Source organism: Nonomuraea sp. LPB2021202275-12-8, assembly GCF_037044575.1.
GTDB lineage: Bacteria > Actinomycetota > Actinomycetes > Streptosporangiales > Streptosporangiaceae > Nonomuraea.
On record NZ_JBAHWD010000004.1, the window covers coordinates 106,273 to 118,733 of the forward strand.

The 12,461-nt window shown below is 71.7% G+C and carries 9 protein-coding genes; 5 read left to right on the forward strand and 4 right to left on the reverse strand.

From position 1 onward, the window contains the following. Positions 1-27 precede the first annotated feature (27 nt). The 3 genes from V5E28_RS09025 to V5E28_RS09035 are packed head-to-tail and all read right to left on the reverse strand — an operon-like array spanning position 28 to position 3,035. Positions 28-1,551, reverse strand: coding sequence for a tripartite tricarboxylate transporter permease (locus V5E28_RS09025; RefSeq protein ID WP_336205970.1), 1,524 nt, complete (start codon positions 1,549-1,551; stop codon positions 28-30). Beyond that, positions 1,552-2,067, reverse strand: a complete 516-nt coding sequence (locus tag V5E28_RS09030; RefSeq protein ID WP_336205971.1) for a tripartite tricarboxylate transporter TctB family protein — start codon at positions 2,065-2,067, stop codon at positions 1,552-1,554. Next, positions 2,067-3,035, reverse strand: coding sequence for a tripartite tricarboxylate transporter substrate binding protein (locus tag V5E28_RS09035; protein WP_336205972.1), 969 nt, complete (start codon positions 3,033-3,035; stop codon positions 2,067-2,069). The genes V5E28_RS09030 and V5E28_RS09035 overlap by 1 nt, the downstream gene beginning before the upstream one ends. 143 nt (positions 3,036-3,178) lie before the next feature. Between V5E28_RS09035 and V5E28_RS09040 the strand changes: the two genes are divergently transcribed. The 3 genes from V5E28_RS09040 to V5E28_RS09050 all read left to right on the forward strand — a co-directional run bounded on the left by V5E28_RS09040 (position 3,179) and on the right by V5E28_RS09050 (position 7,511). Next, on the forward strand, positions 3,179-4,756 hold the full coding sequence (locus tag V5E28_RS09040) for a sensor histidine kinase (protein ID WP_336205973.1): 1,578 nt from the start codon (positions 3,179-3,181) through the stop codon (positions 4,754-4,756). Beyond that, the gene (locus V5E28_RS09045) at positions 4,753-5,415 is read left to right on the forward strand and encodes a response regulator (RefSeq protein WP_336205974.1); all 663 of its coding nucleotides are present in this window, start codon (positions 4,753-4,755) and stop codon (positions 5,413-5,415) included. The genes V5E28_RS09040 and V5E28_RS09045 overlap by 4 nt, the downstream gene beginning before the upstream one ends. A gap of 92 nt (positions 5,416-5,507) precedes the next feature. Then, positions 5,508-7,511 carry a VanW family protein gene (locus V5E28_RS09050; RefSeq protein WP_336205975.1) on the forward strand — a complete coding sequence of 668 codons (2,004 nt, stop codon included), beginning with the start codon at positions 5,508-5,510 and terminating at the stop codon, positions 7,509-7,511. A 3-nt stretch (positions 7,512-7,514) separates the two neighbouring features. Here V5E28_RS09050 and V5E28_RS09055 read toward each other — a convergent pair whose 3' ends face one another. Next, positions 7,515-8,567: a PQQ-dependent sugar dehydrogenase gene (locus tag V5E28_RS09055; protein ID WP_336205976.1), complete on the reverse strand. Its 1,053-nt coding sequence runs from the start codon at positions 8,565-8,567 to the stop codon at positions 7,515-7,517. A 38-nt stretch (positions 8,568-8,605) separates the two neighbouring features. On the opposite strand from V5E28_RS09055, the gene V5E28_RS09060 reads away from it, so the two are divergent. Together V5E28_RS09060 and V5E28_RS09065 are read left to right on the forward strand one after the other, a co-directional pair. Continuing rightward, positions 8,606-9,526, forward strand: a complete 921-nt coding sequence (locus tag V5E28_RS09060) for a 2-hydroxyacid dehydrogenase (RefSeq protein ID WP_336205977.1) — start codon at positions 8,606-8,608, stop codon at positions 9,524-9,526. Positions 9,527-9,802: 276 nt separating this feature from the next. After that, positions 9,803-12,388, forward strand: coding sequence for a putative bifunctional diguanylate cyclase/phosphodiesterase (locus tag V5E28_RS09065; RefSeq protein ID WP_336205978.1), 2,586 nt, complete (start codon positions 9,803-9,805; stop codon positions 12,386-12,388). The last annotated feature ends 73 nt before the right edge of the window (positions 12,389-12,461 follow it).

The following is a 12,461-nucleotide window of genomic DNA, read 5'->3' on the forward strand; positions in this document are numbered from 1 at the left end:
AGGGGGCGTGGACCAGCCCCCTCGGGGTCAGTCCTCCCGGGAGGCCGGCAGGGACGGCCGGACGTTCCGCCTGGCCAGCATCTTTCTGAACAGCGGGGTGAGCAGGGCCAGCAGCGACAGCACCAGCAGGACCACCGCCACCGGGCTGCGCACCAGCACGGTGACGTCGCCCGCCCCGATGGCCAGCGCCCGCCGCAGCTGGATCTCCGCCATCGGCCCCAGGATCAGGCCGATCACGGCCGGCGCGATGGGCAGCCCGAAGCGGCGCATCGCGAACCCGAGCAGGCCGAGCAGATACAGCACGACCAGGTCGACCACGCTGCCGTTCAGCGCGTAGACGCCGAGCGCGGCGAACATGACGATCCCGGCATACAGGTACGGCCGAGGGATGTGCAGCAGTTTCGCCCACACCGGGGCAAGGGGCAGGTTCAGCACGAGCAGCATCGTGTTGCCGATGAACAGCGACGCGATCATGCCCCACACCAGGGCCGGGTTGTGGTCGAAGAGCTGCGGTCCGGGCTGCAGGCCGTACTGCTGGAAGGCGGCGAGCATGATCGCGGCCGTCGCCGACGTCGGCAGGCCCAGCGTGAGAAGCGGGACGAGGGTGCCCGCCGCCGAGGCGTTGTTGGCCGCCTCCGGTCCCGCCACGCCCTCGATGGCGCCCTTGCCGTACTCCTCGCGGGCGACTCCGCGTGCCAGCCGCTTCTCGGCGGCGTACGACAGGAACGTGGGGATCTCCGCGCCGCCGCCGGGCAGCGCGCCGAACGGGAAGCCCAGCGCGGTGCCGCGCAGCCACGGCCGCCACGACCGGCCCCAGTCCGAGCGGCCCATCCACGCCCTGCCCACGGGGACCACCTCGGGCGGCGCGTGGCGCAGCCGGGAGGCCACGTACAGCGCCTCGCCCAGCGCGAACAGGCCGACCGCGACGATCACCACGTCGATGCCGTCGAGGAGCTGCGGGATGCCCAGCGTGAGCCGGGCCTGCCCGGTCTGCTGGTCGATGCCGATCAGCCCGATCACCAGGCCGAGCCCGAGCGAGGCCAGGCCGCGCACGACCGAACGCGACAGCACCGACGACACCGCGGTGAACGCCAGGATCGCCAGCGCGAAGTAGTCCTCGGGACCGAACGAGATCGCGAAGCTCACCACGGCCGGCGCGGCGACGACCAGCAGCGCGGTGGCGATCGTGCCGGCGACGAACGAGCCGATGGCCGCCGTGGCGAGCGCCTGCGCCGCCCGGCCGCGCCTGGCCATCTTGTTGCCCTCCAGCGCCGTGATCATCGAGGAGGACTCGCCGGGCGTGTTGAGCAGGATCGACGTCGTCGACCCGCCGTACATGCCGCCGTAGTAGATGCCCGCGAACATGATGAACGCGCTGGCGGGCGGCACCGTGAACGTGATCGGCAGCAGCAGCGCCACCGTCATCGCCGGCCCGATGCCGGGCAGCACGCCGACCAGGGTGCCGAGGGTGACGCCGACCAGCGCGTACAGCAGGTTGACCGGCGTCAGAGCCGCGCCGAACCCGTCGAGCAGCAGCTGCAGCGACTCCACCTAGATCACCCCCTGCAGCGGCCCGCCGGGCAGCGTGACGCCCAGCCCCTTGACGAACAGCAGGTACGTGGCGATGCCCAGGACCACGGCGATCCCCGCCGCGCGCAGCCTGTGCTCCGCGCCGAGCGCCACCGACAGCCCGAAGAACAGCAGGCTCGCGGCGATGATCCAGCCCAGCACGTTCAGGACCGCGGCGAAGGCCAGGAAGATGCCGCTCACCAGGCCCACGCTGCGCCAGTCGGACGGCGCGTCGACGTCCACGTCCTCGCTCGCCTCGGGATCGCCCCGCCCGCCGCGCAGCACGTCGGCGACGTAGAACAGGCCGATGAGGATCATGGCGCCGCCCACCAGGATCGGGAAGAACCGGGGCCCGAGCCCGAGCTGCGAGGCCGCCGCGGACACCTCCAGCGTGCCCAGCACGACGAAGACCCCCAGGCCCAGCACCACCAGCGCCAGGCCCAGCTCCGGACGCCACCACCGCCGCCTGGCGCCGGGCGCCTCCTCTGGCGACGACATCAGGAGACGAGACCCATCTCGGCGATGATGGCCTTGACCCGGGTCTCCTCGGACTTCAGGTAGTCGGCGAACTCCTGGCCGGTCATGAAGGAGTCGATCCAGCCGTTCTTGGCCACCGCGTCCTTCCACGGCTGCGAGTCGTGCATCTTGGTGACCAGGTCGGTCAGCGCCTTCTTGTCGGCGTCGCTGAGCCCGCCGGGGGCCACGAAACCGCGCCAGTTGGCCAGCTCCACGTCCAGGCCGCCCTCCTTGAGGGTGGGCGCGTCCAGGCCGGGCAGCCGCTCGCCGGAGGTCACGCCGAGCGCGCGCAGCTTGCCGGACTTGACGTGCTCGGCGAACTCGCCGACGCCCGAGACGCCGATGCTGACCTTGTTGCCGAGCAGCGCGTTGAGCGCCTCGCCGCCACCGGAGTGCGCGATGTAGTTGACCTGCTTGGGGTCCACGCCCGCGGCCTTGGCCATCAGCCCGGCCACGATGTGGTCGGTGCCGCCGGCCGAGCCGCCCGCGACGGAGACCTTCGCCGGGTCCGCCTTCCAGGCCGCGGCCAGGTCGGCCAGCGACTTCAGCGGCGATTCGGCCGGGACCACGACGATCTCGTACTCCTCGGTCAGCTTGGCGATCGGCGTCGTCTCCGCCAGCGTGACCTTGGACTTGTTCTGCTCGATGGCGCCCACCATGACCAGGCCCATGGTCATCAGCAGGTTGCCGTTGCCCTTCTCGCCGGCGAGCTGGGCCAGGCCGATCGTGCCGCCGGCGCCGGGGACGTTGTAGACCTCGACCTTGCGGCCGGGGTCGGCGGCCTTCAACGCCTGCTCGGCCGTGCGGGACGTCTGGTCCCAGCCGCCGCCCGGCGCGGCCGGGGCCATGATGCGCAGCGCGCTGGTGCCGCCGCCGGTGCCGGTGTCGCCACAGCCGGTGAGCGCGGCGACCGAGAGCGCCGCGAGCGCGGCGAGTATGCGAACACGCATGATCACTCCAATGGGGGGATTGCACGTTATGGAAACTGGATGGTGAAGCGCCGCACCATCGGAGTCGAGCCTCTGTGAGTAGGCGTCGTAATGGTCGTATTGGTCGCAACCCCCCCGTGACCTGGGAGTGTTTCCATGTTTCCATGTGTCCCGTGAGACGGGTATACGACCCCTCCCTGGGCACCCAGCTGTTCGTGCTCCAGATGGCCATCGTGCTGCTCGCCGTGGGGAGCACCGCCGGCGTGTGGGCCCAGCACACGCGTGCCCAGCTCGACTCCCTCTACCAGCAGCGCGCCCTGGCGATCGCGCAGGCCGTGGCGGGACTCCCGGAGGTACGCGAGGCGTTCGAGCTCCAGCGGCCGGAGGCGGTCCTGCAGCCGCTCGCGCTGAGCGTCCAGCAGACCACCGGCGCCGACTACGTGGTGATCGCCAACGACGACCAGATCCGCTACGCCCACCCCAACGCCTCGCTGATCCGCAAGCGGCTGTCCACCGACGGCACCTACGTGCTCACGACCGGCCGGAGCTGGGTCGGCACCGAGAAGGGCACGATCGGCACCACGGTCAGGGGCAAGACGCCGGTGCTCAACGAGTACGGCGACGTCATCGGCCTGGTCTCGGTCGGTGTCCTGGAGGCCACGGTCGTCGACGAGGTCGCCGGGGCGCTGCCGCCGCTGCTGTGGACCGCCCTGGCCGTGCTCGTCGCCGGTCTGGGCGCGGCCGCGCTGATCACCGCGCGGGTGCGCAGGCAGACGTTCGGGCTGGAGCCGCGCGACATCGCCGCGCTCCTGGAGCAGCGCGAGGGCGTGCTGCACGGCGTCAAGGAGGGCGTGCTCGCGCTCGACCTCGACGGCCGGGTGACGCTGGTCAACGACGCCGCCCGCGAGCTGCTCGGGGACGTCGGCGACGACCTGACGCAGATGGCGGTCTCCGACCGGATGCGCGACGTGCTCGGCGGCGCCGACCCGGGCGAGGACCGGATCGTCCTGCACGGAGACCGCGTGCTGGTGCTCAACCGCACGCCGGTCTCCGTCCGCGGCCAGCACCGCGGCTGGGTGGTCACCCTGCGCGACCGCACCGAGCTGGTACGGCTGGCGCGAGAGCTGGACGACACGAGCAGCGCGACCGGGGCGCTGAGAGCCCAGGCGCACGAGTTCGCCAACCGCATGCACACGGTCGTCGGGCTGCTGGAGATGGGCGAGCACGACGCGGCGATCGCCTTCATCACCAGCACCACCCGCGGCACCTACGCCAGCGACCTGCGCGAGCGGGTGCGGGATCCGACCCTCGCCGCCCTGCTGCTGGCCAAGTCGGCCGAGGCGGCCGAGCGCGGGGCCCGGCTGGTGCTGGCCGAGGACTCCTGCGTTCCCGAGGGCGTGCTGGGCGACCCGCAGGACGCCGTCCTGGTCGTGGGGAACCTGGTGGCCAACGCCATCGACGCGCTCGACGGCCGGGGCGGCACCATCGAGGTGTCGGTCGCGGCGGACGAGGAGTGCCTGCGGGTGCGGGTCGGCGACTCGGGGCCGGGGATCACCCCCGAGCTGGTCGAGGAGGTCTTCAGGGAGGGCTTCACGACCAAGGCCGCGCACTCGGGCCCGCGTGGTCTCGGGCTGGCGCTGACCAGGCAGGCGTGCCTGCGCAGGGGCGGCTGGGTGAAGGTCCGCAACTCGGGCGGCGCCGTCTTCACGGCCCTGCTGCCGGCGGCGAAGGTCACTGTATGAACGGGATCCGCGTGCTCGTGGTGGACGACGACTTCATGGTGGCCCGCATCCATGGCGGCTACGTCGCGCGGGTGCCGGGCTTCCAGGTCGTCGCGACCGCGCACAACGGGGCCGGCGCGATCGAGGCGGTGGCCGAGCACCGGCCCGACCTGGTGCTGCTCGACATCTACCTGCCCGACATGTCCGGGCTGGACGTGCTCAAGGTGCTGACCGGCGTGGACGTGCTGGTGATCAGCGCGGCCCGGGACGTGCCCACCGTCAGGGAGGCGATGCGCGGCGGCGCGGTCAACTACCTGATCAAGCCCTTCACCGCCGCGGCGCTGGCCGAGCGGCTGCAGCAGTACGCCAACACCCGCAGGACGTTCACCGCCATCGGACCCGAGGCCCGGCAGGACGACGTGGACCGGCTCTTCGGCACCCCGACGACCGCCGCGCCGCTGCCCAAGGGGCTGTCGTCGGCCACCTGCGCGCTGGTCGCCGCGACGCTGCGCGAGGCGGGCCGCGACCTGTCGGCGGCGGAGACCGCCCAGCTCGCGGGGTTGTCGCGGGTCAGCGCCCGCCGCTATCTGGAGTACCTCTGCGCCGAAGGCAGGGCCGGGTCGCGGCCCAAATACGGCACGGCAGGGCGTCCAGAACACCGATATCGGTGGCTAGGCTGACACACTTCCGTAGTCTTTTCCCGTGACATATGCGGACCTGCGTGCCTTACTGTTGCCTGAGACTTGGCTGCGGAACGGGAGGAGATTGAGGCGTGCGTAACGCCGGACCGATCGAATCGCCGACCGACCCGTTCGCCTCGGTGCCCCTGCCCACGCGCGGCACATCCAAGAAGCCGAAGATCGAAGGACTGCCGCCCGGCGTGACCCGCGACATCTTCGGCCCGCAGGGCCCGCAGCAGGAGTCCCGCCGCCCCGCCGGGCCCGCGAGCCCGCAGGCCGCGTCCAACGGCGGAGCGCTGCCTCCGGTCGCGACACCGTCACAGCCCTGGCCCGTGAACGGCCATCCGCAGGACCCGCCGCTCCCCGTGTTCGGGACGCGCGGCCAGGACCGGATCCCCGCGCTGATAGATCCGGACCCGCCCCGGCGGCGCCGCCTGCTGCCGGCCATCGCGCTGCTCCTGCTCGTCGCCGTCGCCATGGCCTACCTGGTGCCCGCGGTGCTCATGTCAGGCTCGGTCCTGCGCGGCACCCACGTCGGCGGCGTCGACATCGGCGGCCTGACCGTGACCCAGGCGGCCGAGAAGCTCCGCACCGAGCTGGCCGCCAAGCTCAACAAGCCCGTCGTGGTCGACATCGGCGCCCGCAAGGACACCATCCAGCCCGACGAGGCCGGCCTCGAGCTCGACGTGGTCACCACGATCGGCCAGGCGCCCAGCGGCTTCCCCAGCCCCGCCGAGGTGTGGCGGGCGCTCACCGGCACGACCGAGATCGAGCCCAGGGTGACCGTCGACGCCTCCCAGCTCGCCAGGACCGTGGAGGCCCTGGCGGAGACCGTCGACCGGCCGCCGCACGACGGCCGGGTCGCGTTCAGGGGCCTGCGGCCCGTCTCCAGCCAGCCACGCGACGGCGCCCTCATCGACCGGGGCGAAGCGGTCCGGGTGATCAGCGACGCCTTCCTGCGCGGCAGCGGCACAGCGGTGATCTCGCTGAAGCCCGCCCAGCCGACGACCACGCCCGAGGCGGTCAGCAAGGCCCAGACGGAGGCCAGGCGGGCCGTGGAGGGGCCGATCACGCTGACTCTCGGCGACAAGCGGGCGCAGCTCGCCCCGGAGACGATCGCGGCCAACCTCGCGTTCGTCTCCGACGGCGAAGGCGCCCTGACGCCCCAGTTCGACGCCAAGGCCGCGCTCGCCGGAGTGGAGAGCGACCTGGTGGACGCGGCCCAGGTCCCGCGCGACGCGACGTACGCCATCGTGGACGGCAAGCCCGAGCTGGTGCCCTCGCGCCAGGGGAGGGGCGTCAACAGCAAGCTGCTCGCCCGCGAGGTGGGCAAGATGGTCCAGACCGGGGGAGACCGGGTCATACCGGTCGTGCTCTCCGCCGCTCCCCCCGAGATCACCACCGAGGAGGTGTCCGGGCTCGGCATCAAGGAGGCCGTCGCCTCCTTCACCTCCACCTTCGACTGCTGCATGCCGCGCGTGACCAACATCAGGCAGATAGCGGCCGACGTCGACGGGCAACTGGTGAAGCCGGGCGAGACGTTCTCGCTCAACGACGTGGTGGGCGAGCGCACCGTCGAGGGCGGCTACGTGCTGGCCCCCCAGATCGTCGGCGGCAGGCTGCTCACCATCATGGGCGGCGGCTCCTCGCAGTTCGCCACCTCGCTCTACAACGCGGTCTACTTCGGCGGGTTCGAGGACGTCGAGCACACGGCGATGGACTATCACTCATCCCGCTACCCGGCCGGCCGCGACGCCGCGCTGCTCCACCCGGACCTCGACATGAAGTGGCGCAACGACTCCGAGCACGGCGTGCTGATCAAGACCGCGTCCACCGCCACGGCGGTGACGGTCACGCTGTGGAGCACCAAGCGCTACGACAAGATCGACGCGGTGGAGTCGGAGAAGCGGAACTTCACCGCCTTCCGCACCGAGACCAGCGACGCCCCCGACTGCCGGCCCGTCATCGGCCAGCAGGGCTTCACCATCGACGTCACCAGGGTGTTCTACAGGGACGGCGACGAGGTCAAGCGGGACAAGAAGCTGACCACGAAGTACCGGCCACAGGCACAGGTGGTGTGCGCCGGCACGAGCTGACCGCTACGACGGCGTGACGGCGAGGATCTTGTCGTCACCGTCGCGCTCGTCGCCCCTGCCATCCTTGTTGCTGGTGCCGACCCACAGTGCCGCGCCGTCGGGAGTGGCGGTGACCGCGCGGAGCCTGCCGTAGGTGCCGGTGAAGCGCGCGACCGGGGAGCCGGGCGAGCCGTCACCCGCCAGCGGGATCTGCCACAGGCGCTCGCCCTGCAGCGCGCCCATCCACAGCGAGCCGCCCGCGTAGGCCAGGCCGGACGGAGAGGCCTCGGAGGTGTCCCAGGTGAGTATCGGGTTCGTGAAGTCGGGGTCGTCGCCGCGGCCCTCGACGTCCGGCCAGCCGTAGTTGCCGCCCGGCTCGATCAGGTTGACCTCGTCGAAACTGCTGGCGCCGAACTCCGAGGCGTACAGCCTGCCCGAGCCGTCCCAGGCCAGACCCTGCACGTTGCGGTGACCGAGGCTGTAGACGAGCGTGCCGAACGGGTTGCCGGGAGCGGGGGCGCCGTCCGCGGTCATTCGCAGGATCTTGCCGGCCAGCGAGTCGCGCTGCTGGGAGAGCCGCCGGTCGCCGGTCTCGCCGGTGCTGGCGTAGAGGTGGCCGTCGGGGCCGAACGCCAGCCTGCCGCCGTTGTGGATGACGCCCTTGGGGATGTCCTGGACGATCACCCGCGGCTCCGACAGGCTGTCGCCGCTGAGGCGGTAGCGCACGATCCGGTTGTCCGAGGCGGCGGTGTAGTAGACGAACACCTGCTCGTCCTTGACCGCCACCCCCATCAGACCGCCCTCGCCGTCGGGGACGACACCGTCGATCGTGCCCAGTTCCTTGACCTGGCCGGTCCGGCTCACCCGCAGCAGCCTGGCGGTGTCGCGCTCGGTCACCAGCGCGTCGCCGTCGGGCAGGAAGGCGATCGCCCACGGCACGGCGAGGTCGCGGGCCACGACGGCAGGCTCCCCCGGAGGCGGCGCGGCCGTCACGGACGCCGTCGGCGCCGCCGCCCCACCGGCGCCGGAGCAGGCGGTGAGCGCGGCCAGCAACATGATCATCCAGATCTTCCTCATGTGTCCCATACTCACTCCCTGGCCATAAAGTTTCGGGCATGAAGATCTGGGTTCCCTCCGGCGAGGTCGCCGAAGTCCTGTCCGACCTGCCCGGTGTGCAGTGCTCCGTCTACGACGGCACGGGCCCGGAGCCTGCCGGGATCGAGGACGTCGAGGTGTGGATCCCCCCGCTGGTCCCGGTGCCGGACGTGCCGGGGACGCTGGCGAGGATGGGGTCGTTGCGCCTGGTCCAGACCGTCACCGCGGGCGTGGATCCCTACCGGCCGCACCTGCCGGAGGGCACGGTGCTCTGCAACGCCCGCGGCGTGCACGACGCGGGCACGGCGGAGTGGGCCGTCGGCGCGATGATCGCGGTGATCAGGGAGTTCCCCGGCTTCACCGACGCGCAGCGCGAGGGCGAGTGGACCTACCACCACACCGGCGCGCTGGCCGACTCCACCGTGCTGATCGTCGGCTACGGCTCCATCGGCGCGGCGCTCGAAAGGCGGCTCGACGGCTTCGAGGTCGAGGTCGTACGGGTGGCCAGGCGCGCGCGCGAGGAGGAGCGCGGCCGGGTGCACGGCATGGACGAGCTGTCCGCTCTGCTTCCCGGCGCCGACGTCGTGGTGCTGCTGGTGCCCGCCACCCCGGCGACCGCCGGCATGGTGGACGCGGCGTTCCTGGCTCGCATGAAGGACGGCGCCGTGCTGGTCAACGCCGCCAGGGGCGGGGTCGTCGACACCGACGCCCTGGTGGCCGAGCTCAAAGGCGGTAGGCTGCGGGCGGCACTCGACGTGACCGTGCCCGAGCCGCTGCCGGAGGGCCACCCCCTCTGGAGCGCCCCCGGCGTCCTGATCACGCCACACGTCGCGGGCAGCACCCCTGCCTCGGGGCGTCGCATGCTGCGGCTCATGCGCTCGCAAATGGCGCGTCACCTCGCTGGTGAGCCACTCGACAACGTCATCACGGACGCGTATTGAGAGTAATCCGGACCGTGGCTGGTCCGTGACCTTAAGTGCGTACGGTGGCGTCTAACCAGGAGTTCCTGACTCCGTGTCAAGGAAATCCTGGCGGCAATTGGTCCGTGTGGTTATCAGATCGGTGACGACATCGGCGTTGTCACCACCCGCGCACTCACGACCGCACACACTGGCGATGTGCACCGTCGGACTTCGGCGGTCTCGGGAGCAGGGTTCGAGACGGGATGGGCAACGACTGTGATCCGCTGGCGTGATCCACGGGCACCGCTGACCGCTGTGGCGGTGATCGGTGCGGCGGGTTTCGCCGCTGCGCTCCTTGCGGGCGGCCCGGCCCTCCTCACCGGCTCCGTCGCCGGATTCCTCGCGGCGCTGCTCGCCGCAGCCTCCCTGCTGATCGCCTCGGTCCAGCCGGTCGAGCAGCGGTCCACGGCCATGGGCACGCGCTGGATGGGCGGTGGCGGGGCGATCTGGGCGGCGGGCATGGCCGTGCGCCCGTTCGCCGCGAGCTCCAGTTTCATGGTGAGCTTCGCCGATCTCCTCGTGCTGCTCGGCGCCGTGCTGATCGGGGGCGGCGCGCTGATCGCCGCCGGTCGCAGGCTGCCCGCCATGGTGGTGTTACGGCATCTCGCCGACTCCTACCTCTGCGCCGCTTCGCTGTTCGTGGTGGCCTGGGTCGTGGCGCTGCGCCACGTCTACACCGAGACCGCGGACCCGGCGCTGTTCACCTTCGCCATGCTGCCGCCGATGCTCGCGCTGGTGGTGACGTGCGCGGTCATCCCGTCCGCGGTCACCGGCAGGTCCGCCGCCTGGCCGCTCGGGGTGGCGGGGGTCGCCGTGCTCGCCACCACCACGGTGGCCGGCATGGCGAGCGCCGTGGCCCGGCTCGACGGGGGCGCGGCGCCGGTCTGGAGCCTCGCCCTCGCGCCCGTGGCGTTCCTGCTCCTGGCCGCCATCCCGTGGATGCGCACGCGCGAGATGTCGGCCGCCCCGCTCGTCGGCAACCTGATCTCGCTGGTGCCGCTGGCGCTGGTCGCCGTGGCGACCTGCACGCTGCTCGTGCACCTGGCGAGCGCGCCACGGCAGGCGCCCGTCACCGGCGTGGTGGTGGTCGCCGCCTCCGTGGTCCTGCTCCTGCTGGTTCGCATGTTCGTGCTGTCGGGGGCCAACATCCGGCTGCGCACGCTCGTCTCGCTCGGCGACAAGCAGCTCAGGGACCTGGCCGAGAGCACCGGCGACGTGGTGCTGATCTGCGACTACGACGGGATGGTGCACGAGATCGGCCCGGGGGTGGAGGTCACCTACGGCTACCGTCCCGACGAGCTGGTCGGCGGATCGATCTTCGACTACATCCACCCCGAGGACGTGCCCCAGATCCAGTCCTCGCTGCGCGCGATGGGCATGGACGACGACGAGAACGCCAGCCCCGGCGCCTGCCTGATCGCCTGCCGGGTGCGCGGCGCCGACGGCACCTGGCGGCCCACCGAGTCGGTCGCCACCCGCCACGCCGGCGGCGAGGACCAGCTCCTGGTCACGACCCGGGACGTGAGCGACGAGGAGGCCCTGCGCAACCAGGTCGCCCACCTCACCTTCCACGACGGCGTCACCGGCCTGCCCAACCGCTCCTACTTCGAGGAGCGCACCCGCGAGGTGCTCGCCGGCCGCAGCTCCGGGCACGTGGCCGTGATCTTCCTGGACCTCGACGGATTCACCTCCGTCAACGACTCCGTCGGCCACGCCAGCGGCGACTACCTGCTCGGCCAGGCGGCGCGCAGGCTGCGCGGAGCGGTGCGCCCCGACGACACGCTGGCCCGGTGGGGCGGCGACGAGTTCGCGGTGCTCCTGGAGACGGGCGCCGAGGCTCAGCACGCCGTCGACCTGGCCGAACGCCTGGTGCGGGCGGTCTCGCAGGAGCCGTTCAGAGTGGCCGACCGCGATGTGGCGCTCACCGCGAGCGTGGGCGTGGCGTTCGCCGAGGACGAGCTCCCCGCGGGCGACCTCATCCGCAACGCCGACGTCGCCATGGCCCGCGCCAAGGAGCTGGGCGGCCGCCGGGTCGAGGTGTTCGCCGCGCAGATGCACGCCGACGTGGTGCGCAGGCTGGAGCTGGCCGCCGACCTGCAGCGGGCGTTGATCGAGCAACAGTTCGCCATCGAGTATCAGCCGGTGGTGGACCTGACGACCTCCAGGGTGACCGCGGTCGAGGCGCTCGTGCGGTGGTGGCGCGGCTCGGTGTTCGTGCCGCCTGACCAGTTTCTCGGCCCGGCCGAGGACACCGGTCTCATCGTGCCGCTGGGCGAGTGGATCCTGCGCGAGTCCTGCCGCGAGGTGGCCGCCTGGCGGGCCTCCTCCTGGGACATCGGGCTGTCGCTGAACCTGTCGGCCCGCCAGATCACCGCGCCGAGATTCGTCGAGACCGTCGAGGAGGCGCTGGCGGAGAGCGGGCTGCCGGCCTCCGCGCTCACCCTCGAGGTCATCGAGGAGATGCTCGTCGAGGACGCCGAGGAGACGGTCAAGCGGCTGTCGGAGCTGCGCGCCCTGGGCGTGCGGCTGGCCATCGACGACTTCGGCACCGGCTACGCCTCGCTGGCGTTCCTCAGGCAGCTGCCGGTCGACATGATCAAGATCGATCCGTCCTTCGTGTCCGGCCTGGGTCGCGACGAGACGCTGACGCTGCTCACCCGCACGATCGTGCGGCTCGGCCACGACCTCGGGCTCATCGTGGTGGCCGAGGGCATCGAGCGCCCCGAGCAGCTGGAGCAGCTGCGTGAGATGGGCTGCACCAGGGGGCAGGGCTTCCTGGTGGCCCGGCCGATGGCGGCCAGGGGCGTGGACTCCCTCATGAGGACGAGTCTCACGGTTTGAGATCAGTGTCCACTAAGTTGACACTCATGCGCTCGGAGCGGCTATGGTGTAAGGCATGCTTCGCAGTGAGATT